Annotated in this window: 21 protein-coding genes and 2 riboswitches; of the genes, 5 read left to right on the top strand and 16 right to left on the bottom strand. The window is 64.2% G+C overall.

The annotated features are described in order from the left end of the window. Positions 1-4: 4 nt before the first annotated feature. The 5 genes from JOY50_RS10465 to JOY50_RS10445 all read right to left on the bottom strand — a co-directional run bounded on the left by JOY50_RS10465 (position 5) and on the right by JOY50_RS10445 (position 6,655). On the bottom strand, positions 5-793 hold the full coding sequence (locus JOY50_RS10465) for an ABC transporter ATP-binding protein (protein WP_138736770.1): 789 nt from the start codon (positions 791-793) through the stop codon (positions 5-7). Then, positions 790-1,806 carry an iron ABC transporter permease gene (locus JOY50_RS10460; RefSeq protein WP_138736769.1) on the bottom strand — a complete coding sequence of 339 codons (1,017 nt, stop codon included), beginning with the start codon at positions 1,804-1,806 and terminating at the stop codon, positions 790-792. Before JOY50_RS10460 ends, JOY50_RS10465 begins: the two co-directional genes overlap by 4 nt. Beyond that, positions 1,806-2,816 (bottom strand): ABC transporter substrate-binding protein, encoded by a 1,011-nt coding sequence (locus tag JOY50_RS10455; protein ID WP_138736768.1) that lies wholly within the window; start codon positions 2,814-2,816, stop codon positions 1,806-1,808. Before JOY50_RS10455 ends, JOY50_RS10460 begins: the two co-directional genes overlap by 1 nt. Before the next feature lie 109 nt (positions 2,817-2,925). Then, positions 2,926-3,124, bottom strand: a riboswitch (cobalamin riboswitch). A 28-nt stretch (positions 3,125-3,152) separates the two neighbouring features. Beyond that, entirely contained in the window at positions 3,153-4,319 is a 1,167-nt protein-coding gene (locus JOY50_RS10450) for a DUF1624 domain-containing protein (protein ID WP_132839648.1), read from the bottom strand. Between the two features lie 206 nt (positions 4,320-4,525). Continuing rightward, positions 4,526-6,655: a TonB-dependent siderophore receptor gene (locus tag JOY50_RS10445; protein ID WP_243055166.1), complete on the bottom strand. Its 2,130-nt coding sequence runs from the start codon at positions 6,653-6,655 to the stop codon at positions 4,526-4,528. 108 nt (positions 6,656-6,763) lie between these two features. Then, positions 6,764-6,972: riboswitch (cobalamin riboswitch) on the bottom strand. Between the two features lie 160 nt (positions 6,973-7,132). Between JOY50_RS10445 and JOY50_RS10440 the strand changes: the two genes are divergently transcribed. Further along, a complete protein-coding gene (locus tag JOY50_RS10440) occupies positions 7,133-7,879 on the top strand; it encodes an outer membrane beta-barrel protein (RefSeq protein WP_132839650.1) in 747 nt (248 codons plus the stop codon). Positions 7,880-8,011: 132 nt separating this feature from the next. Here the strand turns inward: JOY50_RS10440 and JOY50_RS10435 are convergent, their stop codons facing one another. The 3 genes from JOY50_RS10435 to lpxO all read right to left on the bottom strand — a co-directional run bounded on the left by JOY50_RS10435 (position 8,012) and on the right by lpxO (position 10,066). Then, positions 8,012-8,581, bottom strand: coding sequence for a GNAT family N-acetyltransferase (locus tag JOY50_RS10435; RefSeq protein ID WP_138736766.1), 570 nt, complete (start codon positions 8,579-8,581; stop codon positions 8,012-8,014). Between the two features lie 78 nt (positions 8,582-8,659). Then, entirely contained in the window at positions 8,660-9,004 is a 345-nt protein-coding gene (locus JOY50_RS10430) for a carboxymuconolactone decarboxylase family protein (RefSeq protein WP_013973174.1), read from the bottom strand. Between the two features lie 162 nt (positions 9,005-9,166). Further along, positions 9,167-10,066, bottom strand: coding sequence for a lipid A hydroxylase LpxO (gene lpxO, locus JOY50_RS10425; RefSeq protein ID WP_132839653.1), 900 nt, complete (start codon positions 10,064-10,066; stop codon positions 9,167-9,169). Between the two features lie 158 nt (positions 10,067-10,224). Between lpxO and thpR the strand changes: the two genes are divergently transcribed. Then, positions 10,225-10,770: an RNA 2',3'-cyclic phosphodiesterase gene (thpR, locus tag JOY50_RS10420; RefSeq protein WP_132839654.1), complete on the top strand. Its 546-nt coding sequence runs from the start codon at positions 10,225-10,227 to the stop codon at positions 10,768-10,770. A gap of 7 nt (positions 10,771-10,777) precedes the next feature. Here thpR and JOY50_RS10415 read toward each other — a convergent pair whose 3' ends face one another. The 4 genes from JOY50_RS10415 to JOY50_RS10400 form a co-directional block, all read right to left on the bottom strand. Beyond that, a complete protein-coding gene (locus JOY50_RS10415) occupies positions 10,778-13,210 on the bottom strand; it encodes a TonB-dependent receptor (protein WP_138736765.1) in 2,433 nt (810 codons plus the stop codon). 93 nt (positions 13,211-13,303) lie between these two features. Continuing rightward, positions 13,304-14,278 (bottom strand): FecR family protein, encoded by a 975-nt coding sequence (locus JOY50_RS10410; protein ID WP_243055165.1) that lies wholly within the window; start codon positions 14,276-14,278, stop codon positions 13,304-13,306. Next, on the bottom strand, positions 14,275-14,781 hold the full coding sequence (locus tag JOY50_RS10405) for a sigma-70 family RNA polymerase sigma factor (RefSeq protein ID WP_132839657.1): 507 nt from the start codon (positions 14,779-14,781) through the stop codon (positions 14,275-14,277). Before JOY50_RS10405 ends, JOY50_RS10410 begins: the two co-directional genes overlap by 4 nt. A 121-nt stretch (positions 14,782-14,902) precedes the next feature. Further along, positions 14,903-15,499, bottom strand: coding sequence for an NAD(P)H-dependent oxidoreductase (locus JOY50_RS10400; RefSeq protein WP_138736762.1), 597 nt, complete (start codon positions 15,497-15,499; stop codon positions 14,903-14,905). A gap of 90 nt (positions 15,500-15,589) precedes the next feature. Between JOY50_RS10400 and JOY50_RS10395 the strand changes: the two genes are divergently transcribed. Then, a complete protein-coding gene (locus JOY50_RS10395; RefSeq protein ID WP_138736761.1) occupies positions 15,590-16,189 on the top strand; it encodes a TetR/AcrR family transcriptional regulator in 600 nt (199 codons plus the stop codon). 62 nt (positions 16,190-16,251) lie between these two features. Here the strand turns inward: JOY50_RS10395 and JOY50_RS10390 are convergent, their stop codons facing one another. After that, positions 16,252-17,157, bottom strand: coding sequence for an AraC family transcriptional regulator (locus JOY50_RS10390; protein ID WP_138736760.1), 906 nt, complete (start codon positions 17,155-17,157; stop codon positions 16,252-16,254). A 181-nt stretch (positions 17,158-17,338) separates the two neighbouring features. On the opposite strand from JOY50_RS10390, the gene calA reads away from it, so the two are divergent. Further along, on the top strand, positions 17,339-18,391 hold the full coding sequence (calA, locus tag JOY50_RS10385; protein WP_019470954.1) for a vanillin reductase: 1,053 nt from the start codon (positions 17,339-17,341) through the stop codon (positions 18,389-18,391). A 142-nt stretch (positions 18,392-18,533) separates the two neighbouring features. Here the strand turns inward: calA and JOY50_RS10380 are convergent, their stop codons facing one another. After that, positions 18,534-19,850, bottom strand: a complete 1,317-nt coding sequence (locus tag JOY50_RS10380; protein ID WP_138736759.1) for a hypothetical protein — start codon at positions 19,848-19,850, stop codon at positions 18,534-18,536. A 205-nt stretch (positions 19,851-20,055) separates the two neighbouring features. Here JOY50_RS10380 and JOY50_RS10375 point away from each other — a divergent pair, with 205 nt between their 5' ends. After that, positions 20,056-21,255: a sugar transporter gene (locus JOY50_RS10375; RefSeq protein WP_019470956.1), complete on the top strand. Its 1,200-nt coding sequence runs from the start codon at positions 20,056-20,058 to the stop codon at positions 21,253-21,255. 172 nt (positions 21,256-21,427) lie between these two features. Here JOY50_RS10375 and JOY50_RS10370 read toward each other — a convergent pair whose 3' ends face one another. After that, entirely contained in the window at positions 21,428-22,012 is a 585-nt protein-coding gene (locus tag JOY50_RS10370; protein WP_243055164.1) for a LysE family translocator, read from the bottom strand. A gap of 50 nt (positions 22,013-22,062) precedes the next feature. Further along, positions 22,063-22,893 carry an AraC family transcriptional regulator gene (locus tag JOY50_RS10365; RefSeq protein ID WP_132839662.1) on the bottom strand — a complete coding sequence of 277 codons (831 nt, stop codon included), beginning with the start codon at positions 22,891-22,893 and terminating at the stop codon, positions 22,063-22,065. Positions 22,894-22,931 lie beyond the last annotated feature (38 nt).

The raw sequence follows: 22,931 nt of genomic DNA, 5'->3' as shown, positions 1-22,931 counted from the left end.
TGGTTCAGGGGGCGCGAAAACGCAGGATGCGCGCGCCGTCGAAGGGATCGGTGAGGTAACGTGCATGCACGCCGAAGGTGCACAGCAGGCGCTCTGGCGTGAGGACTTCGAACGGTTTGCCAAGGGCGACCAGGCGGCCGTTGTCCAGCACCGCGACGCGGTCGCAGGTGAGTGCCTGGTTGAGATCGTGCAGCGCCACCAGCGTGGTCACGGGCAGGGCTTGAACCTGCTGCAGCAGGCTAAGCTGGTGCTGGATGTCCAGGTGGTTGGTGGGCTCGTCCAGCAACAGTACCTGTGGCCGTTGCGCCAAGGCGCGGGCGATGTGCACCCGCTGGCGCTCGCCACCCGATAGCGAACCCCACAGGCGTGCGCGCAGGTGCAGGGCGTCGAGGTCAGCCAGGGCCTGCTCGACGATGGCACGGTCCTCCCCAGAGAACGGTGCCAGTGCCGACAACCAGGGCGTACGGCCCAGGGCAACGGCATCGAACACCCTGATTGCATCGAGGGTGTCGGCCTGCTGCTCGACCAGTGCCAGGGCCTGCGCAACACGGCGGCGGGGCAGCTGTGCCAGCGGTTCGCCTAGCAGTTGCACGCTGCCGCTGGCCGGCTTGCGCAGCCCGGCCAGCAGCTTGAGCAGTGAGGATTTGCCGGAGCCGTTGGGGCCGACAATGCCCAGGGTTTCACCTGCCACAACGTGCAGGTCGATATCGCGCAGCACGGTATTGCCGGCCAGTTGCAGCCCCAGGCCCTGGCAGCTCAGTGGCCCAAGCTGTACAGCGGTCATGACCGTCATGAGTGCCCTCGGCGGATGACCAGAATCAGCGCGAACACCGGTGCACCGATCAGTGCGGTAACCACGCCCACGGGAATCACCTGGCCTGTAATCAAGGTGCGCGAAAGTACGTCGGCGGCAATCAGGAACAGTGCACCGCCCAGTGCGCTGGCGGGCAACAGACGGCTGTGCCCAGGGCCGAGCAGCAGGCGCAGGGCATGCGGGATTACCAGCCCGACAAAGCCGATGGCGCCGACGATGGACACCATCACAGCCGTGACCAGTGCCGTGCAGCTGATCAGCAGTAACTGGGTGCGCCGCACCGGGATGCCCAGCGATGCCGCCGAATCGGCGCCGAAGGTGAAGGCGTCCAGCGCGCGGCGGTGCAACAGGCACACCACCAGGCCGAACAGCGCCACCGGCACAGCCAGCCACACGGAAGGCCAACGCACGCCGCTGAGATTGCCCAGTAGCCAGAACAGGATGCCGCGTGCCTGTTCGGCGGTGGCCGACTTGGTGATGAGAAAGGCGGTGAGGGCGGTGAACAGTTGCGAGCCGGCGATACCGGCGAGGATCACCTGCGCGTTATTGCTGCCTGGGCCGGCCGCACGGGCCAGGAGCAGCACCAGGGCGAACGCTGCCAACGCACCGATGAAAGCGCCCCCGGACATGCTCAGCGCCAGGCTACCGAGGCCCAGCAGGCCGACCAGCACTGCACCGGTCGAGGCGCCGGCCGACAAGCCCAGCAGGTACGGCTCGGCCAGCGGGTTGCGCAGCAGCGCCTGGAGCACCACGCCGCAGGTGGCCAGGCCGGCACCGCAGGCTGCCGCGACCAGGGTGCGTGTCAGGCGGTAGTTCCAGACGATGCCGGCGTCGATCGGGTCAACCGGGTAGCCGGCCTGCCACAGGTGGTTGGCCAGCACCTGGCCGACCACGCTGGGTGACAGGTTGGTCTCACCGATGGCAGTGCCGGCCAGCAAGGCGGCCAACAGTGCCGCCAAGGCGATTGCGATGCAGGGTAACAGGCGAATCATCACTGGGCCGCTTTACCGCTGGCGAAGGCTGCCGACAGGGTTTGCAGGCCACGGAACAGGCGGATGCCGGCCTGCATGGCGTCGGCGTCGAGGACGATGATGCGGTTGTGCTTCACCGCGTCCATGTTGCGGGTTACCGGGTCGTTGCGCAGGAATTCCAGTTTTTTCTGGTAGTCGTCGGCGGGGAAACGGCGGCGGTCCATGCGGGCGATGATCAGCCAGGTGGGGTTGGCCTTGGCCAGGGTTTCCCAGCCTACGGTAGGCCACTCCTCGGTGGACTCGACCACATTGCGCACGCCCAGCGTGCGCAGCATGAAGTCAGCGACCCCTTGACGGCCCGCCACGTAAGGGTCGATGTCGAGGTCGGCGCTGGAGAACCAGAACAGTGCCGAAGTGGTGGACAGGTCCTTGCCGGTCAGTTGTGCCTTGGCGCTGTCCAGGCGGCCTTTCAGCTCGGCGTTCAACGCAATGCCGCGGTCCTGCACATCAAAGATCTCGGCCAGCTGGCTGACACTCTTGTAGATGCTGCTGACCTGAAACGCCTGCAGGCGGGTGCCGTCGGCGCCGACCAGGTTGTCCTTGCCTTCGCAGTCCGACGGCAGCAGGTAGGTGGGGATCTTCAGTTCATCGAACTGCTCGCGGGTGCCGACCACACCCTGGGCGCCGACCATCCATTCGAACTGCACCGTCACCAGCTGCGGGCGCTTGCCGACCACGGCCTCGAAGCTGGGGTCATTGTCGGCCAGGCGCGGCACCTTGTCGTTCTGCGCCTGGTACTCGGGCAGCACGTTGTTGAACCACAGCGAAGTGCCCGCCAGCTTGTCGCCAAGCCCGAGTGCGTAGAGCATCTCGGTGCCGGCCTGGCCGATGGTGACGGCGCGCTGCGGCGCCTGGGCGAAAGTTTGCGGTTTGCCGCAGTTCTCGACCGTGAGCGGGTAGTGGGTGGCAGCGGCCTGGGCCAGGCCAGTAAGGCCAAGGCCGGCGAGCAGGGTGGCGAAACGGGGCAGCATGCTGGGCGATCTCCTATCGGACAGTTCGGGTCAGGAACGCACGGACAGGCATCGCCGAGCCCCGCCGATGGCAGGGGCAACACTGATGGCCAATCCCGGACACCCCGCCGGTTGGTAAATGTAGGCCGGCAGGTCTCCTGACTGGTGCGTCATGGCCCGGCTCCGGCCTTCCCGGGTGTGTGGCCCAGTGGCATCGATGGAGCAGGCTCGGCACCTACAGTTGCGGGGGCAGTTCCGTTTGGCCCGTATTGGCGGGCCTGGGATTCCCTATTAATTCCGTGGTGGAAACCGGCGGCCCGCATGGTAGACCATCGCGCCGCCGGGTGAAAACGCTTTTCAGAAGTACTTCAGCCAGGTGATGTCGCGGCGGCGCGCTTTCAAGCGGGCGAAACCGCGCACCGGCAGGTACAGCGAAACCGCAAGCGCCGCTGCACCCAGCCACACCGCTGCGATGCCGTCGAAACCGAAATAGTCGCCATGGTTGAGGCCGAACAGCGCCACGCAGGCCAGGTACAGCAGCTTCAGCACGTACAGGTGCAACAGGTAGAAGAACATCGGTGCTGCGCCAAACACTGCCAGCGCGCTGATCCACCGAGCCTGGCCGGCGCGCTCGAAGGCGCGCAGCAACAGCAGGCCGCAGCCCAGGGTCAGGGCCAGGAACAGCAGTGACGGTGGGTATTTGGTGATGTTGAAGAAGCTCATCACGGTTTCGGTGAGGCTCGGGTAACCGCTCCACGGCGCCTCGCCATAGCCGTTGAACAGGCGCAACACGACAAAGCCGAGCAATGCGATCAGCCCAGTCAGCAGCAGGCGCTGCTGGCGTTGGCCGGCCAGGCTGCCACGGGCGAACCAGGGCCCCAGCCCATAACCCAGGGCGATGACGCCGATCCAAGGCAGCACCGGGTAAGACGTGCGCAGGCGCAGGTTTTCGGAGAACTCAAGCCAGCCACGGTCGTGCAGGATGGCCCATGGCACGTGCAGGGCAGACTCCACGCCAAAGTGCAGGCCGTCGAGCAGGTTGTGGCCGGCGACAATGGCTGCGCCCAGGGCGAGCAGGGCCGCACGTGGTAGCCATACCAGCAGTGACAGGGCGATCATGCTGACGCCGATGGCCCAGATGACTTGCAGGTAGATGACGCTAGGGGGCAGCTGGAAGGTCCAGGCGAAGTTGACCAGGGTGAATTCCAGCACCACCAGGAACAGCCCCCGCTTGAACAGGAACGCCGAAACATCGCCACGGCCCTGGTGTTTTTCGCCATACAGCCAGGCCGACAGGCCGGTCAGCAGGACGAACACTGGCGCACACAGGTGGGCCAGGGTGCGGCTGAAGAACAGCGAAGGCTCTGTGGCGTCGATGGTCATCGGGTCGCTGACCTGGCGGTGCAGGTAGAACGTTTCGCGGACGTGGTCCAGAAGCATGAACAGAATCACCAGGCCGCGCAGGGCATCGATGCTCTGCAGGCGCTGGGTGATCAAGGAGGGCGTGGCGCTGGCGCTTGTCATGGAGGGTCGCTGATAGGAATGGATGTCATGTGAAATGTTATCTTATAACTAATTGGTTAGAGGTGGGTAGGGGTTTTTTGTGTTACCTGTGCCGGCCCCTTCGCGGGCTCCCCCGCTCCCACAGAGATATCGCAGTCATCGAAAACTGTGTTGTATCTGTGGCAGCGGGCGAGCCCGCGAAAGAGGCCGGCACAGGCAGGCTCAGATCAGAAGCTGTAATCCACCGTCGCAAAGTACGACCGCGGCATCCCCATCAACCACTGCTGCCCACTGAACGCCGACTGCACATATTCACGATCAAACAGGTTGTTCAACTGCAAGCCCAACTTCACATCCGGCAGCACCTGCCAGGCGATGTTGGCATCGACCACGGTGTACCCGGGGGCGCTCTGGGTATTGGCGGTATCGGCATAACGCTCATCTACGTAGCGCGCACCAATGCCGGCCTCTACCTGCTGGCCGAAGCCTTTGCTCAGCCACAGATTGGCGGTACGCCGTGGCACGTTGGCCGGCCGGTTGCCGGCACGGTCCTGCGCTACGCCGCCGACCATCTCGTCGAAATCGTCATACCTGGCGCGCACCAGCGACGCGTTGGCCGACACCTGCCACTGCTGCGCCAATGCCAGTTCCAGTGTTGCCTCAAGGCCGTCGGACGTCTGCTGCCCAGCCTGTTGCTTCTCGTGGGTGATCGGGTCGTCCACCAGCAGCTTCTTCTTGACGATGTGGTAGGCGGCCAGCGTCCATTCGCCACGGCCTTCCCAGAAACGCTGCTTGAGGCCTACCTCGGTCTGCTTCGCCTCGGTCAGGTCATAGTGCATCTGGGTGGGGCTGAGGCTGATGAGGTTGTTGACCCCCTCCTGGCTGGTGGAGTACTGCCCGTATAGCGACAGGTCGTCGGTGACCGCGAACACCAGCCCGGCGCGCCAGTTGCCACCTTGCAGGCTGCGGTCGCTGCGGCTGTCGTTGGTCAGGTTGGTGCGGTCGATGTGGTTCTGGTCGCGGCGCACGCCGGTGACCAGCGACAGCCGGTCGCTCAGTTGCAAGCGGTTTTCGGCGAACAGGGCGAAGGTGTGGGTGCTAGACAAGGTTTGCGGCCGCAGTGGCGAGGCGCTGTGGAACCCGCCCGGTTCTGGTTGCCACGGGTCGATGAAATCACCGCCCACATCGTTGTAGGGCGCATTGCTGTCGACGTTGAAGCGGACCTTGTTGTATTCCGCGCCGACCACGGTCTTGCTGGCCAGGCCGAACACGCTGTGGTCAAAGGTGATGGACTGGCGGTCGCCGAACTGTTCCTGGTTGTGCTTGATTTCCAGGTAGCTGCCGCGCTGCAATTGCTGGCGCTCGGCGTCCCAGCTGTAGTCTTCGGCGTTGCGCCAGTGGCGGCGGCTCTTGATGTAGTACAGCTGGTTGCTGGCGCTGACGTGGTCGTTCAGCGTCCAGTCGGTGGTGAGCCGGGTCCACTCATCGACGTAGTGCTGCACGTCGTTCTGCACGTTGTAGTTTTTCTTGCGCAGGCTGCTGCGGTAGTGGCCGTCGATCAGCGGGGTGCCGTAGTAGCTGGCAGGCTCTGCATCGCCACGGTCGTGGGCAAGGGTCAAGCTGAGGTCGTCACTGGCATCGAAGCGCAGCGCGGCACTCAGGGCCAGGCTGCGCGAAGTAGTGCGGTCGACCCAGCCGTTGCCGGCCTGCTGGTTGAGGGTGAGGCGATAGCTCAGGCGCTCGCTGAGACTGCCGCCGCTGTCCAGGCCCAGCTGCTGGCGGTCCCACGACCCGTAGCCCAGACGCAGGTGGTTGCGCACCTCGCCGGCAAACGGTTTTTTCGGGATCACGTTGATCACCGCGCCGGTGGCGCCTTCGCCATGCAGTACCGAAGCCGGGCCGCGAATCACATCGATACGCTCGACCATCCACGGGTCCACCGGAAACGTCTGGGTGCCGGCACCGGTGTACAGGCGTGCGCCGTCGAACAGGGTCATCACCGAACTGTGGCCGGCAAAGCCGCGGGCGGACAGGCCTGTGCCGCCATCGCCGGGGGAGCCGACGAAGGTGATGCCCGGTGACCGCGTTACGGCATCCTGCACGGTGAGGTTGTTGCGCTGCTGAATCTGCTCGGCGCTGATGCTGCTGGTGCTGGCCGGTGTTTCCAGGGCACTGAGGCCGAGGCGCGAGCCTGCCTGGGCCGGCGTGGCCAGGTCGACGGTGCGGCTGTCGAGGGTGTCGGTGATGGCCGTGGAAGGCAAGGCCAGGGGTTGCTGCTGGTCACGGTCGTCGGCCAGAGCGGGTAGGGCGACGGCCAGGCAGGCCGCCAGGGGGTGAAGCTTGAACATACGGGACATGTCGTTCCACTGCTGCAGGAATGAATGGATCCCGGTGGAAAACACGCAAAGGCGAACCATGCAGGCAGGCGCGCGCACGGACTCCGGCCTGCGCCCGCCCACCGCGGGTTGCCAAGTGAAGCTCCAGGCCGGTCTCCGGGCTTGCGAGGGGCATGACACCTTCACCTTCCCATGCATGTGCACAGTGGTATCTCGAAGGGGTCGCTCGCTTACCGTTGCGGGGGCAGCGCCGGACTTGTCGTGGGTTACACGACGCACCGGCTTCCCGTTTCACCCTGCGCGCGGCGGCGAAGGGCACCTGAAACTGGCGCGCATCTGACCACTGAAATGCTGGGGCGTCAAATGTTGGTGCGCCACGAATACTGCGATAAAACACAAGGTTGCGCGCTTTTATTGACTTTTTTTCGAACTTTCCGGCTGGCGTTTGTCTCGAACCGCACGTTCGTCTTTCGTTATCAAGTCATGGAGACTTTACGCATGCCTGCTCGTCATCTGTTGCGCCACACCTGCCTGCTCGCCCTGATCGCCGCACCGCTGGCCGCCACCGCCGCACCCAGCACCGACCCGCTGTTCACCATCGGTCTGCAGGGCGCCTACGACAAGTTCAAGTTCGAAGGTGGCAGTGAAAGCGACAAGGAACACATGGGCCAGGGTGGTGTGTTCGCTACCTTCGGCAACAAGCTGACAGCCGAATCCGGTTTCATCTACCAGCTCGGCGCCGAAGCCAAATTCGGCAAGAAGAACGACAACAAGCTCAAGGAGGCCCAGGCCGACCTTGACCTTGGCTGGCGTGCGGCGCTGGACGCTCGCAACTTTGTCGACGTGACCGTGGGCGGCGGTTACAGCTGGTCGCGCTTCGAGCCGGAAATCAACGACCTCGATACCAAGCTCACCGTGAAATCGCCCTTTGCCAAGGCGGCGCTGGGCTACAACCACCAGTTCGACGCCTCGACCCTGCGGGTGGAAGTGGGCGCGCGCCATACCCTGGACGGCCGCGCGCGGCTGAAAGTGGACGACTTTGGCAGCGACACGGTCGACCTGAAAGACCGTACCAACCCGTACGCCGAAGTGACGTTGCTGATGAACCAGCAGGGTGATATGCCGGTGCAGGCCGGGGTTTACTACACCCGCACCGAATACAAGCTGGACGAAGATTCGCCAGTGGCAGACAACACCAAGCTCAAGCGTGACGAGTTTGGGGTGAAGGTGGGCTTGGCCTTCTGAAACTGAGCGTTTAGCAGGCCCGGCCTCTTCGCGGGTGAACCCGCTCCCACAGGGACCGCACAGCCTTTAGGTACTGCGCAGTACTGGTGGGAGCGGGCAAGCCCGCGAAGGGGCCGAACCTGCGAGAGAAGGTCAGCGCCCGCGACGGCGCGACACCCGCGCCTCGATGTTCTTGCGCCCGATCAGCAGCGGTGGTTTCTCTACCACCGGCTCATCCGCCAGCCATTTGTACATCACCAGGCAGTCCACCAGCCCCAGGCGGGCATGGCGATAAGCCTTGGGCAAGCGCCCGACCGTTTCGAAGCCCAGCTTGTGCCACAGTGCCACCGCGACTTCATTGCTGGCCACTACCGAGTTGAACTGCAGGGCCAGAAAGCCCTCCTGGCGTGCCAGCTTCTGCGAGTGCTCGCACATCAGGCGCGCCACGCCCCGGCCACGTGCCTGTTCGCACACCATGTAGCCGCAATTGCCCACGTGCCCGCCAGGCCCGGCGGCATTGGCCTTCAGGTAATAAGAACCCAGCAGCTCGCCATCCTCTTCGGCCAGCAGCGTGTGCAATGGCAGCTCCAGCCACAGCTGGCGTGCCTGATCGAAGCTCAGGGCTGGGTCGAATGCGTAGGTTTCACAGGCCTGGACGATGGCTTGGAAGGTGGGCCAGAAGCGCTCGAAGTCTTCGGCTGTCATGGGGCGAATGTGGATCATGCGGGTTCCTGCAAGGGCTGGGCCGCCAAGTCTGTGGGGCGCGGCGCCTTCGCGCAAGGGCGACGACGCCGTTTGTGCCTAGCCGTTGGCCTTGCCTACTGCATCCATGGCCCGCGCCGAGTACACCAGCGCCGCACCGGCGTTCATCGCCACCGCTACGCCGAGGGCTTCGGCAATTTCCTCGCGGCTGGCACCGTGCTTGACCGCCTGCTGGGAATGCACGGCGATGCAGCCGTCGCAACGGGTGGTCACGGCCACGGCCAGTGAGATCAACTCACGGGTCTTGGCGTCGAGGTGATTGGTCTTGGCTCCTGCACCGCTGGCAGTCATGTAACCGGCCACGGTGTCGGGGGAGAGTTGCTTGAGATCGCCGATGCCGGCCATCAACTGCTTACGGTAGGCGTCCCAGTCCATCATGCTCATCGTCTTCACCTTGTGGTGGTTGCGAGTGGAGCTTTCAGGCTAGTCGAAGAGTGACAAGAGCGAGGCTTGTACTTTGGTGGGTGTGCAGCAGTACTTGTGAGGGCCACTGTCTTGCACCATCACTCGGGCTGCCGCAGCACCTTGCAGGAGCACGCTCAGCATTCAGATGTAGATGAACACCAGCACCAGCGCCGCAACCACAGCCCACTTTTCCAGGTAGTAGCGCATGCGGTTGCGCTTTTTCAGCGCCTTGCCGCGTTCACGGATCTTGTAGATGCGGGTGAACAAGCGGTTGATACCGCCGGTCTTGTCGCCGTCACCGTTAGGCGCGGCGGCGGCGGCCATGACGTTGCGGCTGAACCAGCGGTTGAACGCAGTCGCCCAGCGGTACTTGAGCGGGCGCTCGACGTCACAGAACAGGATGATGCGGTTGTGCTCCGTGGTGTTCGCCGCATAGTGGATGTAGGTTTCGTCGAAGATCACACCCTCGCCATCGCGCCAGGAATACTTCTCGCCGTCCACGTCGATGTAGCAACCGTCGTCGTTGGGCGTGTCCAGGCCCAGGTGATAGCGGTACGAGCCGGCATACGGGTCACGGTGGCGCACCAGTTTGGCGCCTGGCGGCAGGGTGGCGAACATGGCGGCCTTGACCGTGCCGATGCTTTGCAGCAGCTCGGTGGTGCGTGGGCACAGGGCCATCGCCGATGGGTGGCTTTCGCCGTACCACTTCAGGTAGAAGCGCTTCCAGCCGGTCTTGAAGAACGAGTTGAAACCGACATCATCGTAATTGTCGGACTTCTTGATTTCGCCCACGTGCAGCAACTGGCGGCCTTCCTCGCGGATTTCCTGCCAGTGGTCCTGCAGTGGCTTCAGTTCGGGGAAGGCTTCGACCGGCAAGTAGGGCTTGGCCGGGAGCTTGGAAAACAGGTACAGGAAACTGTTGATCGGGGCCAGGAAGCTCGAATGGTCGCCCAGCTGGCGGGTCAACTTGTGGCGAACCCGACCGCGCAGGTGCACGTAGGCAATCGAGAGGGCGAAGATAAGTACGAGTGCAATTTTCATGGACGTTTACTTGTCGAAAAATGGCCATGCGCCATGGCATAAGCCCGCCAGCATAAACAATCATGGGGGTAGTTTGTACTTATTGTTACGAAACACCGGGGCGACATTGGTGTAATGCCCTACAGTCTTGCGCAAACGTTTCACGTCATGGAGTTGGTATGGTTCAGGATATACGCCCCAGCGGTAGCCCGTTCAAACGGCTGTTTTTCGCCCTGCCGGTCAGCGATGCCCAGCGTGGTGCCTTGGCCCAGTGGCGGCGGGGGCTGGACCTGCGCAGCGGCAAACCGGTGCCGGCGGCCAACTTCCACGTCACGCTGTTGTTCCTCGGCGATGTGGATATCGCCCAGGTGCCTGCGATCTGTGCGGCAGTCGATCAGCTGGCGCTGCCGGCCATGGCACCGCGGCTGTTGCTTGACCGCTTGCAGGTGTGGCAGCGGGCCGGCGCGCTGGTGCTGGAGCCACAGCAGACACCGCCTGCCCTGTTGCATCTGGTGTACGGCTTGCAGCAGGCACTGTTGCCGTTGGGGGTGGAGGCGGCCAACCGTGAATATCGGCCACACTTGACCCTGTCCAGGGATTACCGCGGGCAACCACCCGAGGCCAGCAGCGCGCCGGAGTTCTACCTCTCCGCGCGCCACTTCACGCTTTACGAGTCGCGCAAGGGCGCTTACCGGCCCTTGGCGCAGTGGCCGCTGGCAGATTGACCCTGGGTCAGAGTTGCGGGGTGTACTTCACCGTCAGCATGAAGTTGCGTGGCTCGCCATAGTTGTTGCTGCCATTGAGCTGGTTGAAGCCTGCAACCCAGTACTTCTTGTCGAACAGGTTGTTGGCGTTGACGGCAAGGTTCACTTCGGGGGTCAGCTGGTAGGCCAGGCGTGCGCTCCACACGGTATAGCCAGGCACGGTGTAGGTACGTTCGTAGCCGAGGGTGTGGCTCTGGGTGGTAAAGCCCAAGCCGGTGCTCCAGCGCTGGCCGTCCAGTGGCAGGGTGTAATCGGCCCATGCACGCAGCATGTGCTTGGGTGTCCACTGGCTGAAGGTGCGCCCTTTGTCGTCAGGGTCGTCGAGGAACTTGGTGGTGTTGTAGGTGTAGCCTGCGAACAGTTGCAGGCCACTCAGCACTTCGCCGCTGATCTCGGCTTCGACGCCTTGGCTGCGTACCTTGCCTGCTGCGGTGGAGCAGTACCAGTCATCGCAGGCGAAGCCCGAGGCCACGTCGGTGACGGCGCGGTTTTCCTGGTCGTAGCGGAACAGCGCGATCGAGGCGTTGACCCGGCCGTCGAGCAGTTCGCCCTTGAGGCCCGTTTCATAATTGCTGCCGATCACCGGTTTGAGCGGCGCATTGCCCACGGCGCGTTCGGTTTGCGGTACGAACACGTCGGTGTAGCTGGCGTACCAGGCCCATTCGCGGGTCAGGTCATAGACAAAGCCGGCATAAGGGGTGACTTGCCCCGTTTCGGTCATGCGGCTGGTGGGGTAGCGGGTACCGGGGTCGGTCAGGCTCTCGAAGTCGATCGAATCCCAGCTGTAGTCGAACCAGCTGACACGCGTGCCGAGGATCAAGGTCAGATCCTGGGTAGGCTTGATGCGCCAGGCGCTATACAGGCCCTTCTGACGGATGTCGTAGCTGGCCCTGTTGGAGCGTGCGGCGTCGCCATCGAATACGCTGTCGCGGCTGGGCTCCGGGCGGTCATGGTCGATGTCGAAGATGTTGCCGCCGGCGTCGAAGTTGCGCCAATAGGCGTCATCCGACGTCAGTTTGGAATAGTTGCCTCCCACGGTGATTTCATGGGCCAGTGGGCCGGTATCGAAGTGGCCCACCACGTTCATGTCCAGGCCCAGCTTGGTCGAGTGAAAATCGGTGAGCCAGTCGGCGTAGGTGATGCCGCTGCCGTCAGGCGCAACGCCCTGGAGGGTGCTCTGCACGCGCTGGTGGGTGGATGTGTTGGTTTCATCCATGCGCACGGCTGCGGCCTTGAAGGTCCAGTCATCGTTGAAGCGGTGTTCAAGGTCCAGGTAGTACGTGGTTACGTCGGTTTCTGCGCGGCTCCAGCGGGCGCCGGTGTAAGTCGAACGCGGCAGGTCGACCGGTTTGCCACTGGCGTAGCGTGGGAGGCCGCGCAGCATCGGCCGGGACTGCTGACGGTTGTAGCTTATGCCGCCGCCCACTGTCGTCGCATCGGTCAGGTCGATGTCCAGCGCACCGTACAGCGAATGGTTTTTGCTCCAGACATAGTCGATGAAGCTGTCGCTTTGGTCTTCGTCAGCGACAAGCCGCCCGCGCACACGGCCGTCGGTGGTCAGCGGGCCGCCGGCATCCAGCTGCAGGCCATAGTGGTCCCAGGAGCCAGCTTTGCCTGTCAGCGTAACGGTCGGCGCCGTTTGGCCCCGCTTGCGCACCAGGTTGATTGCGCCACCTGGGCTGCCGGTGCCTTGCAACAGGCCCGAAGCACCGCGCAGCACTTCCACCCGGTCGAAGAACACCAGGTCCTGGGTGGCCCAGTTGCCCAGCGAATAGTTGTTTCGCGGAATCGGCACGCCGTCGTACTGCCAGTCATCAATCTGAAAACCACGCGAGGTCACGACCACGCCAGGGCCAATGCCCTGCGCGCCGACAATGCCCGTGGTGTGGTTAAGCGCGTCCTGCAAGTCGGTGATGCCCTGGTCATCCAGTTGCTTGCGCGTGATGACGGTGACCGACTGGGGAATCTCCTTCAGGGTATGCGTGCCTTTGCCCAGGGTCACCGCGCGGGCGGCATACGACCCGGTGCCTTCGCTGGTTGCGTCCACATAGTTGTCGGTGATGCTGGTGCTGCCCAGCTCCATGACGTCGCTGCCCAGGTTGCCGGGCGCCACACTGAAATGGCCCTCGGCGGAAACCCGCAACTGCAAGCCGCTACCGGCCAGCGCAGCTTGCATGGCCTGCTCGGCACTCATCTGGCCGACCACGGCAGGTGCCTGCTTGCCGCGCACCAGTGCTGGCTCCAGCGCGATGATGTGGCCGCTCTGGCTGGCGATGCGGTTGAGCGTGTGCGCCAGGCTGGCGGGTGGCAGGTCGAACACTTGGATTTGCGCCTGGGCAAGCACGTTGAAGCTGGCCAGGGCTGCGACCAGGGGCAGGGCGCGGGGCAAGGGGTTGTACACGGATTACTCCCGAATGAAGTGGCTGTCAGGAGGTATGTGGGATGAGCAAAGAAAACTTGCCACGAGTGCGAATGATTTTGATAAATATTTTTATCAAGCGGGTTTCAGGTCGATCAACATCAGCCACGGGCCATAGCGCTCCACGCTGATTGGCAGGGCCTCGGCCAACGCCTTGAACGCCTGCTGTGGCTGGTCCAGAGGAAATACGCCCTGCACCCGCAGGTCGCGTGCCGCGGGGGCGAGCCGGATGTAGCCGCGCTGGTAGGGGCGCAGCGCGTCGATCACCCCATGCAGCGGCGCGTCGAGGACTTCCAGGCGGCCCTCCAGCCATGCAGCACGTTGCTGTTGCTCGCCTGTCAGCCGCTCGATGGTGTTGTTGCGTAGCAGGGCAGCCTGCCCTTGCTGCAGCTCCGCCCACTGCCCATCGGCGAGACTGGCGCGGACGCTGTGCTGCAGTACCACGACGCGTGTGGCGTCCTGCTCCTGGCTGACCAGAAACCGCGTTCCCAACGCCAGCACTTGGCCTTGCGCGGTGCGCACGCGCAAGGGCCGCAGCGGATCGCGTGCAACCTGGATCAGCAACTCGCCGTGACGCAGCACCAGAAGCCGCTGCCCGGCATCGAACTGCACGTCGACCGCACTGGCGCTGTTCAGGCTCAGGCGGCTGCCGTCTGCCAAGGTAAAGCTGCGCCGCTCGCCACGGCCCGTGTGCAAATCGGCCAGCCAGCCTTGGGTGGTGTCGCTACGCCATCCACCCCATAGCGCCGCGCCGAACAGCCCCAGACTGGCCATGGCACCAAGTAAGTCACGCCGTGAGCGAGTAGGCTGCATCAGCAATCGGCGTGCCTCTGCTGCTTGGCCAGGGGCCCGCTGATCCAGGGCGAGCAACGCGGCGAACGGATGGCCAAGGCGTTGCTCCAGGCGGTTCCAGGCCTGTTGGTGAGCGGGGTCCTGCTGTAGCCACAGCCTGACCCGTTGCAGCAGCGCCGGGTCAGGCGTAGCGGCCCTGAGCTCGACCATCCAGTCGATGGCCTGCTCGCTGACCCGGTCCAGGGCAGGCCTGCTCATGCCTGCACCTCGCACAGGTAACATTGGCGTAGCGCCTGTTTCATGTAGCGGCTGACAGAGCGTTCGCTGATCTGCAGCTTTGCCGCGATGTCGGCGTAGTGCATGCCGTCGAGCTGGCTGTAGAGGAAGGTGGCTTTGACGACTGCCGGCAAGCCGTCCAGTGCCTGATCGATGCTCACCAGGGCTTCGATCAGCAGCAGTTGCTCCTCGGTCGATGGTGCTACGGCCTCCGGCAGCCGCGCCAGGTGTTCCAGGTAGGCCTGCTCGAGCTGGCGACGGCGATGGCGGTCGAAGATCAGCCGACGGGCGATGACGGTGAGGTAGGCGCGAGGCTGCTGGATGCTGTCTGGATCGACACGTGCGCCGAGCATCTGGCAGAACGTTTCGGCGGCAGTGTCCTCGGCGTCGGCATGGTTGCGCAGGCGTTTGTGGATGTGCTGGAGCAACCAGCGATGGTGATCGCTGAAGAAAAAGCCCAGTTTACGGGTCGATGTGCTGTCCAACGCCTGGCTTCCGGTTGTTAGTGTGAATCGTTCTCAATGGTAGCCGGGTCGTCTGATTTCCTGCAATGGGGTGCGTGCAGAACCGAGGCTGCCGCTACTTGAGTAGCGGCACTGCGCCGGTTCAGGCTGCGGCCTGGCAATCTGCAAACAGTTTTTTGCCCAAAGCGTGTGCGTGCTGCAAGTGAGGGAGCTGGTCAGGCCCTTCGCTGTCATCCAGCAATGTGGAACTGAGTACTTCTGCGCCGCAATAGTCGAAGATGCCGTGCTCGATCTGCACGCGCATCGCCTCGCCATAGCCATGCCGCTCGAAGGTGCCTGTATCGGCACCTGCAATGCCGACCAGGTGAACCTTCATGCCACGCAATTTCTTCACCGTGGTGCCTTCGTCATAGTCGAACGCCCAGCCGTTGCTGAATACCCGCTCGACCCAGCCCTTGAGCAAGGCCGGCAGTGACCACCAGTAGACCGGGTAGACCAGCACCAGGGCATCGGCGCGCTCGATGCGGGCCTGCTCCTTGAGTACATCGGCCGGCGGAGCTGCCTGCCGGCGGTGCACGGCATGGTCTGCCAGGCTGAAGCGGGGGTCGAAACCTTCGCTGGCCAGGTCGGCGATTTCGCTGCTGTGGCCTTCGCTGGCCAGGCCGTCGGCAACCTGGCGAGCCAGCGCGTGGGTGAGGGATTGCGGGTCATGATGACCGACGACGATCAGGGCGTGCATGGTGGCTCTCCATTCGGGGTGCAGGGCTGCCTGGAGCGTTATATACTCCAGGTAAGTTACGTTTAGTAAGTTACTTTTGGTAGGTAATCGATGTCAAGCGATGATCAAGCACGTTCCCGCAAGCGCCTGAGCCGCGACGACCGACGCAGGCAGTTGCTGGATATGGCCTGGCAATTGGTGCGGGAGGAGGGTACCGATGCCTTGAGCCTGGGCCGCTTGGCCGAACACGCGGGGGTAACCAAGCCGGTGGTCTACGACCATTTCGAGACCCGCACCGGGCTGCTGGTGGCGCTGTACCAGGAATACGATGCGCGTCAGTCGCAGATGCTGGCGCAAGCCTTGGCCAGCTGTGAAGCCAGCCTGGCCAGCCGCGCCCGGGTGATTGCCGAGGCCTATGTGGACTGCGTGATGAGCCAGGGCCGGGAGATACCCGGGGTGTCGGCGGCGCTGGCCGGGTCGCCGGAAATGGAGGCGCTGAAGCGGGCGTACGAGCAGCCGTTCCTGGACAAGTGCCGCGAAGCCTTGGCCGGGTTTTCGCCCAGCGGCAATGTAGGGGTTGCCGGCATGCGCCTGCTGGTGGGGGCAGCGGATGCGCTGTCCCAGGCGGCTGCAGCGGGAGAGCTGGAAGCCGGCCAGGCCAAGGCTGAGCTCAAGGCCGCCATCATCGCCATGGTCGAGCGGCAAACATGAAGCGCATGAGACCATTGTGGGAGAGGGCGCGCCCGCTTCCACAGTGATCGAGCATGGCTTCGCTACACAGGCAAGCTCTGATAGGGCTGTTCATCCCCCGGGCTGCGCTCGAACTGGCGCTTGTACTCGCGGCTGAACTGCGAGGTGCTCTGGTAGCCCACCCGGTGCGCGGCCTGCGCCACACCCAGGCCTTCGCCGATCAGCATCTGCTGCGCCTTGAGTAGCCGCAAGCGCTTGAGATACTGCATCGGTGCCATGTCGGTGCAGCGCTTGAAGTGTTCATGAAAGGTCGAAACGCTCATGTTGGCCCGCGCGGCCAGTGCCTCCACGCTCAGCGGCTCGGCGTAGTGCTCGCGCAGGTGGGCGAGGGCGGCACCGATGCGGGCGAAGTGCCCCTGTTGCTCCACCAGTGCTCGCAACACACCGGCCTGCGGGCCGCGCAGCGCGGTATACAGCACCTCGCGGACGCGCGCCGGGCCCAGTACCTTGGCGTCAAGCGGGTCCTGCAGGCAGTGCAGCAGCCGTTCCACACTGTCGCGCATGGGCGCATCCAGTGCTGCGGAGGTCATCGATTGCGGTGTTTGCGCCTGTACTGCAGCGTCTGGCACCAGGCCCATGCTCTGCACCAGTTCACCCAGCACGCCACGGTCGATGTCCACCGCCACGCCCAGCAATGGCGCGTCAGTGGTGGCGAAGGTTTCGCACATGAACGGCACCGACAACGCCTGTACCAGATAATGCCCGGCGCCGTACTCCAGGGTGCGCGGCCCCAGGCGCGCCAGCTTGCTGCCCTGGGCCAGGATCATCAGGCTGGGTTCGTAGATTTGCGGGCTGCTGGCCACGTAGTGGTCCCAGCTCAGCACCTGCACCTGGGGCAGGTGCGTGGGCACAAAGCCTGGGCGCGTGGCGAGGCTGCGGATCAGCGTACAAAGCGGCGCATTGGCGTCGACGTGGCGGGTCAGTTGCATGGTGGACCAAGGGCAGAGAATCAGACAGCTTAATCATCGCAGATTGAAGGCGTGGCGCCAGCTGACAGATAGCATCTTCGGATAATCAGGCATGGATGCCGGAGAATCAGCCGTGGGCGTGACGCGGTTGGACGCGCAAAATGCGACGCCTGAATCGTTTCACTTCACTGCGAGGTCCTGCATGTATACCGCCATCGGTTACGCCGCCCAAACTTCTGCCAGCCCTTTGGCGCCCATGACCTTCGAGCGCCGCAGCCTGCGCCCGGACGACGTCGCCATCGAGATCCTGTACTGCGGCGTATGTCACTCCGACATCCACCAGGCACGCAACGAATGGGGCATTGCCGTTTACCCGCTGATGCCTGGGCACGAGATTATCGGCCGGGTCACGGCTGTTGGCGCCAAGGCCACCGCGCACAAGGTGGGTGACCTGGTCGGCGTCGGCTGCATGGTCGACTCTTGCCGCCATTGTGAAGCCTGCGCCAAGGACCTGGAGCAATATTGCCTGGAAGGCCCCACCATGACCTACGCCACCCCGGATCGGGTTGACGGCAGCAACACCATGGGCGGTTACTCCAGCAGCATCGTGGTCAGCGAGCACTTTGTGCTGCGCATCCCGGCCGGCATGGACCTGCCCAGCGCCGCACCTATCCTGTGCGCCGGCATTACCACCTATTCGCCGCTCAAGCACCACGGCGTGGGCCCGGGCCACAAGGTCGGCATCCTCGGCATGGGCGGCCTGGGCCACATGGGCATCAAGCTGGCCAAGGCCCTGGGCGCGGAAGTGACCCTGTTCACCCGTTCCCAGGCCAAGGCAGAGGAAGCCCGCCGCCAGGGTGCCGACCATGTCATCGTGTCCACCGATGCCGAGCAGATGCGCGCCGCGGCTGGTCGTTTCGATTTCCTGCTCGACACCATTCCGGTGCAGCACGACCTCAACCCGTACCTGGAAACGCTCAAGTTCGATGGTGTGCACATCCTGGTCGGCCTGATCGAACCGATCGACCCGCCAGTGCATGCGGCCAACCTGGTGCTCAAGCGCCGGGTGGTGGCGGGGTCGTTGATCGGTGGCATCGCCGAGACCCAGGAAGTGCTGGACTTCTGCGCCGAGCACGACATCCGTTGCGATATCGAGATGCTGGATATCCGCAACATCAACCAGGCGTATGAGCGCATGATCGCCGGTGATGTGAAGTACCGGTTCGTGATCGACATGGCCACCTTGCAGGGCTGATTGATCGGCTGCCTGTACTGGCCTCTTCGCGGGCTTGCCCGCTCCCCCAGCTGCACCACGGCATTCAGGCTATGTGCGGTCCTTGTGGGAGCGGGTTCACCCGCGAAGGGGCCAGTACAGGCAGCAAAAAATCCTGGTTCTGTTACCAGACCATCGCCTTGTCCCACCCCCGCCAGAACAACCACCGCCGCACCTCGCCATGTGCCCCGGTGCCGATCTGCCATTCAGGCCGCCCGCTATCCAGCGCAATCACCGACACAACCCCCGCGTGGCTCGCCGCTACCAGCGTTTGCCCATCGGCGCTGATATCCATCGCACTGATGGTCGACCCCAGGTAATGCTGCCAGTGTTCCTTGCCATCCTCGCCAAACGCCCGCAGGTAGCCATAGGCATCACCCACAATGTACTCGCCATCGCGCGCTACCCCGGCGTATACCCGCGCGCCATCCTGCAGCAGTGGGGTACGTGGGTCCTGGCTGTAGTAGTCGGTCTCCAGCCCCGGCAAATCGGCGACGTTTACCCCCAGCGTGGCGCCGCTGTAGAAATGACAGGCATTGAGGGCAAGGTGGTCACCCGCGCGGTTGAACAACGCAAAGTGCGGGTACTCGCTGCCAGGGCCGATCTCCGCCAGCGGCCTGAGTTGCGCGTCCAGCACCAAGTGTCGGCTGCCTTGCTCACCCACCACGATCAGCCGACCGTCCGCCGACACCGCGCCATGCTCCATGCTCAGCCCCAGGCTGATGTCGTCCGGGTCGGTGCCTTCGGCCAACTCATCGAGCACGCGTGTCTGCTGTGGCAGCAGGCGAGTCGCACCCTGGGTGGACAGCACGAAGATACCTTCGGCACTCACCAGCAGCACGCGCTGGCCATCCGGGAAGGGGATCAGCGCGCTAGGTGTGGGCGGCAGGTCGAACGGCTCGAATGGGTAACCTGGCGGCAACCCCTCCAGCCCGGTTGGCCAGGCCAGGCGCTGCACTTGCGGGCCCCCCCAGCCATCGGTCACACGTATGCCTTCGGCATTGGCCAGGGCGAAATAACGGCGGGCCGGGCAGCGGCCAAAGTGCTCGATGCCGATGACCGGGGTTACCCCATGATGATCGATACGCACCACCTGGCCCTTGTCGTAGGGCATGCCGATGCGTGCCAGCAGGCTGCCATCCTCCAGCAGCAGGACATTGCTGATGCCTTGGCCGTGGTCTTCGAGCAACGGTACCAAGGGGTGGTGCGCAGGTGGCCAGGCCTCGCGGAAGGCCCGGCGCTGCTGTTCGTCGGCGCTAGGGTGATTGGCTGCCTGCAGGGCTGCCAGCCAGGCGTCCAGCAGGTGCCCGGTGGCTGGCGCCTGCGGCTCTTCAAGATTGTCCCAGCCTTGCGCACGGCCCTGCGCGACGTAGTCGTTGACGGCTTGGGCATAGGCAATAACTGCCTGCTGCCACTGCTGCTGGGGGTGCTGCTTGTCCATGAGCGGATCGGGCTCCTTGTTGCACACGCGTTTCACACAAAGCGCGCATGGTACTCCTTCTGCCCGCCTTGCGGTTGTGAGGCCCCGGCTTGACGCGTACCATGCCGTGCATTCCTATCAATAACAGCGCGTACGTCGGCACCCCTGCAAGCGGGTGGCTGGCGTGCGAACTGTTGCCTTGTCTGCGGAGAAGCGTTTTCCACCCATGAACGGACCCATACCCACCGACCTGCCGCCCACGACGGGCAGCGGCAGCTGGCTGAGCGTCATCGCCCTGGCCCTGGCGGCCTTCATCTTCAACACCACCGAGTTCGTCCCGGTGGCGCTGCTCAGTGACATTGGCCGCAGCTTCGACATGAGCACCGCCCAGGTCGGGCTGATGCTGACCATCTATGCCTGGGTGGTGGCGCTGGCCTCGCTGCCGATGATGCTGCTGACCCGCAACATCGAACGGCGGCGCCTGCTGTTGTTCGTGTTCCTGGTGTTCATCGTCAGCCACTTGTTGTCGTGGCTGTCGCAGAGCTTTGCCATGTTGCTGGTCAGCCGTATCGGCATTGCCCTGTCGCATGCGGTGTTCTGGGCCATTACCGCCTCGCTGGCAGTGCGCGTGGCGCCACCTGGCCAGCAGGCCAAGGCGCTGGGCCTGCTGGCAACCGGCACCACCCTGGCCATGGTTCTGGGCATTCCGCTGGGGCGCGTGGTGGGTGAAGCGCTGGGCTGGCGCGTGACCTTCCTCAGTATTGCCGGGGTCGCGCTGGCCACCATGCTGTGCCTGATGAAGTCGCTGCCGCTGCTGCCCAGCCAGAACTCGGGCTCGTTGCGCAGCCTGCCAATCCTGTTCAAGCGCCCGGCGCTGGTGATTACCTACCTGCTGGTGACGCTGGTCATTACCGCGCAGTTCACCGCCTATAGCTACATTGAACCGTTTGCCCTGCACGTGGCGCAGATTGGCGGTGAGCGCACCACGCTATTGTTGTTGCTGTTCGGCGGTGCCGGGGTATTCGGTTCGTTGCTGTTCAGCCGCTACAGCGACCGTTTCCCTCATGGCTTTCTGGTGGGCTCGATTGGCTTGCTCGCCGCGTGCCTGTTGCTGATGTTGCCGCTGTCGGGCAACTTCTATGCGTTTGCGGTGCTGAGCATGTTCTGGGGGGTGGCGATCCTCAGCTTCAGCCTCTCGCTGCAGTCCAAAACGTTGAAGCTGGCATCCGATGCCACCGATGTGGCCATGGCGCTGTTCTCGGGTATCTACAACATAGGGATTGGTGGCGGTGCGCTGCTGGGCAGTATCGTCAGCAGCCAGATGGACGTGGCCGATATCGGCCTGGTGGGCGGTAGCGTGGCGGTGGTCGGGCTGGTACTGGCTGTTGCCAGCACGCGGCGCTACCGCGAGGCGCTGACGCACTGACCCTATGGCCAGCGCGCTTTTCTGTAGGAGCGGCCTTGTGTCGCGATGGACCGCAAAGCGGTTCCAGGATTTCAGCTTCGCCGCAGAAATTGCCGGGGCCGCTTTGCGGCCCATCGCGACACAAGGCCGCTCCTACAGGTCCCCGTAGACCTCAGGGGATACCGCCTTAGATTCAAGCCAGTACGGCAGCCCAGGCAGAAATCAACAGCACCCCCGCCAACACCTGGTTGAACAACTGCAACCGCCGCGGTGCCTGCAACCACCGGGCGCTGCCCACCCCCAACACCGCCCACGCTGCCATGCACGGCAGGGCGATCAGCAAAAACACCAGTGCCCACTGCCACACCGGCAACGACGGCGCGGCAAACACCCCGACCACCGCCACGGCCATCAACCATACCTTGGGGTTCACCACCTGCAACGCTGCGGCGCTCCAAGCACTGAACCCTTGCGCCGTGGCCGCCTGCAGCGGTGCGGCGGCACTGCGCAGCATCTTCCACGCCAGCCAGCTTAGCCACAACACCCCCGCCCAGCTCATCACCTGTTGGGCCAAGGGGTGCCGCAGCAGCAGTTCACCCAGCCCCAGCCCGACCATCAACACGATCGCTGCCGCCGCGCCACAGGCCGCGACGATGGGCGCCAGGCTCGCGCGCAAACCCGCGCGCGCGCCATGGGCCAGGATCAACAGGTTGGTCGGCCCAGGGCTGATGCTGGACACCAGGGCGAACAGAATGAAGGGCAACAACGACTGCGACATGCTTCATGGCTCCGGAAATTCGAAGCACCATGCTCGCTGCCTGCAGGCGCTCAGTCTGGAAGGTTTGAGCAGCGCCTGCGGTAGTCGGCCGGGGTCAGCCGGTACGCCCGGCGGAACCAGCGCCCCAGGTGGCTCTGGTCGGCGAAGCCCAAGGCCACGGCCACTTCGGCAGGCGTCTGGCCCAGGGCGAGCAGGCGCCGCGCCCGGGCCAGGCGCAGCTGGATAAGGTAGGCATGCGGTGCAATGCCGAATGCGGCCTTGAATGCACGGGTAAGGCGAAAGCGGTCGATGCCGCAGGCCTGGGCCAGGTCTTCCAGGCCGATGTCGTGCTCCAGGTTGGCGTGCAGGTAATCGCGCGCGCGTTGTGCGGTCAGCGGCAGGCGTGGGTCGGGGTTGATGCGTCGGCGCCAGTGCATGTGGCGGGTCAGGCAGGCAAGCAGGTCGTCCATGGCCGTTTGCCGGACGATGCGCAAGTCCTGGTCGTGCACGGACTGGAAGGCGAGGGCGGTGGCCCGGGCGAGGTGTTCGTCGTGGCACAGGGTGTCGGCGAAGCTGGGCAGGCTGTCGCCCGGAGCGTGCTCGAACAGCGCCCGCAGCTGTTGGTCGAGCCACGCTGGCTCCAGGTACAGCGTGGAATAGGTGAAGCCTTCTTCGGTGGGTGCCAGGCCGTCGTGGATGTCGCCAGGCTCGAGCAAGAAAACTTGCCCCGGCGTGCTGCGGTGGCGCACCCGGCGGCAATTGAACTGCTGCACGCCCTGTTCGGTCACGCCGACCAGGAAGCTGTCGTGCCAGTGCGGGTCGTAGGCATGCCCGACAAAATGCGCACGGACCGACTCGATGCCGGTATCGGCGTCTTGCTTGAGGTCGATCCAGTTGCTCATGAACGTGTGCCGTTGGCGTAAATGGCTACCTTAGCGGA

Origin of the sequence: Pseudomonas sp. BP01, from assembly GCF_022760795.1 — a bacterium.
Taxonomy (GTDB): Bacteria; Pseudomonadota; Gammaproteobacteria; order Pseudomonadales; family Pseudomonadaceae; genus Aquipseudomonas; species Aquipseudomonas putida_Q.
Note: the sequence above shows the minus strand (reverse complement) of the source record. Positions and strands in the feature narration are given on the sequence as shown.

Excerpts from the sequence above, each read along its gene's own strand:
- JOY50_RS10465 (WP_138736770.1), bottom strand. The coding sequence starts at position 793 with ATGACGGTCATGACCGCTGTACAGCTTGGGCCACTGAGCTGCCAGGGC.
- JOY50_RS10460 (WP_138736769.1), bottom strand. The coding sequence starts at position 1,806 with ATGATTCGCCTGTTACCCTGCATCGCAATCGCCTTGGCGGCACTGTTG.
- JOY50_RS10455 (WP_138736768.1), bottom strand. The coding sequence starts at position 2,816 with ATGCTGCCCCGTTTCGCCACCCTGCTCGCCGGCCTTGGCCTTACTGGC.
- JOY50_RS10450 (WP_132839648.1), bottom strand. The coding sequence starts at position 4,319 with ATGACAAGCGCCAGCGCCACGCCCTCCTTGATCACCCAGCGCCTGCAG.
- JOY50_RS10445 (WP_243055166.1), bottom strand. The coding sequence starts at position 6,655 with ATGTCCCGTATGTTCAAGCTTCACCCCCTGGCGGCCTGCCTGGCCGTC.
- JOY50_RS10440 (WP_132839650.1), top strand. The coding sequence starts at position 7,133 with ATGCCTGCTCGTCATCTGTTGCGCCACACCTGCCTGCTCGCCCTGATC.
- JOY50_RS10435 (WP_138736766.1), bottom strand. The coding sequence starts at position 8,581 with ATGATCCACATTCGCCCCATGACAGCCGAAGACTTCGAGCGCTTCTGG.
- JOY50_RS10430 (WP_013973174.1), bottom strand. The coding sequence starts at position 9,004 with ATGAGCATGATGGACTGGGACGCCTACCGTAAGCAGTTGATGGCCGGC.
- lpxO (WP_132839653.1), bottom strand. The coding sequence starts at position 10,066 with ATGAAAATTGCACTCGTACTTATCTTCGCCCTCTCGATTGCCTACGTG.
- thpR (WP_132839654.1), top strand. The coding sequence starts at position 10,225 with ATGGTTCAGGATATACGCCCCAGCGGTAGCCCGTTCAAACGGCTGTTT.
- JOY50_RS10410 (WP_243055165.1), bottom strand. The coding sequence starts at position 14,278 with ATGAGCAGGCCTGCCCTGGACCGGGTCAGCGAGCAGGCCATCGACTGG.
- JOY50_RS10400 (WP_138736762.1), bottom strand. The coding sequence starts at position 15,499 with ATGCACGCCCTGATCGTCGTCGGTCATCATGACCCGCAATCCCTCACC.
- JOY50_RS10395 (WP_138736761.1), top strand. The coding sequence starts at position 15,590 with ATGTCAAGCGATGATCAAGCACGTTCCCGCAAGCGCCTGAGCCGCGAC.
- JOY50_RS10390 (WP_138736760.1), bottom strand. The coding sequence starts at position 17,157 with ATGCAACTGACCCGCCACGTCGACGCCAATGCGCCGCTTTGTACGCTG.
- calA (WP_019470954.1), top strand. The coding sequence starts at position 17,339 with ATGTATACCGCCATCGGTTACGCCGCCCAAACTTCTGCCAGCCCTTTG.
- JOY50_RS10380 (WP_138736759.1), bottom strand. The coding sequence starts at position 19,850 with ATGGACAAGCAGCACCCCCAGCAGCAGTGGCAGCAGGCAGTTATTGCC.
- JOY50_RS10375 (WP_019470956.1), top strand. The coding sequence starts at position 20,056 with ATGAACGGACCCATACCCACCGACCTGCCGCCCACGACGGGCAGCGGC.
- JOY50_RS10370 (WP_243055164.1), bottom strand. The coding sequence starts at position 22,012 with ATGTCGCAGTCGTTGTTGCCCTTCATTCTGTTCGCCCTGGTGTCCAGC.
- JOY50_RS10365 (WP_132839662.1), bottom strand. The coding sequence starts at position 22,893 with ATGAGCAACTGGATCGACCTCAAGCAAGACGCCGATACCGGCATCGAG.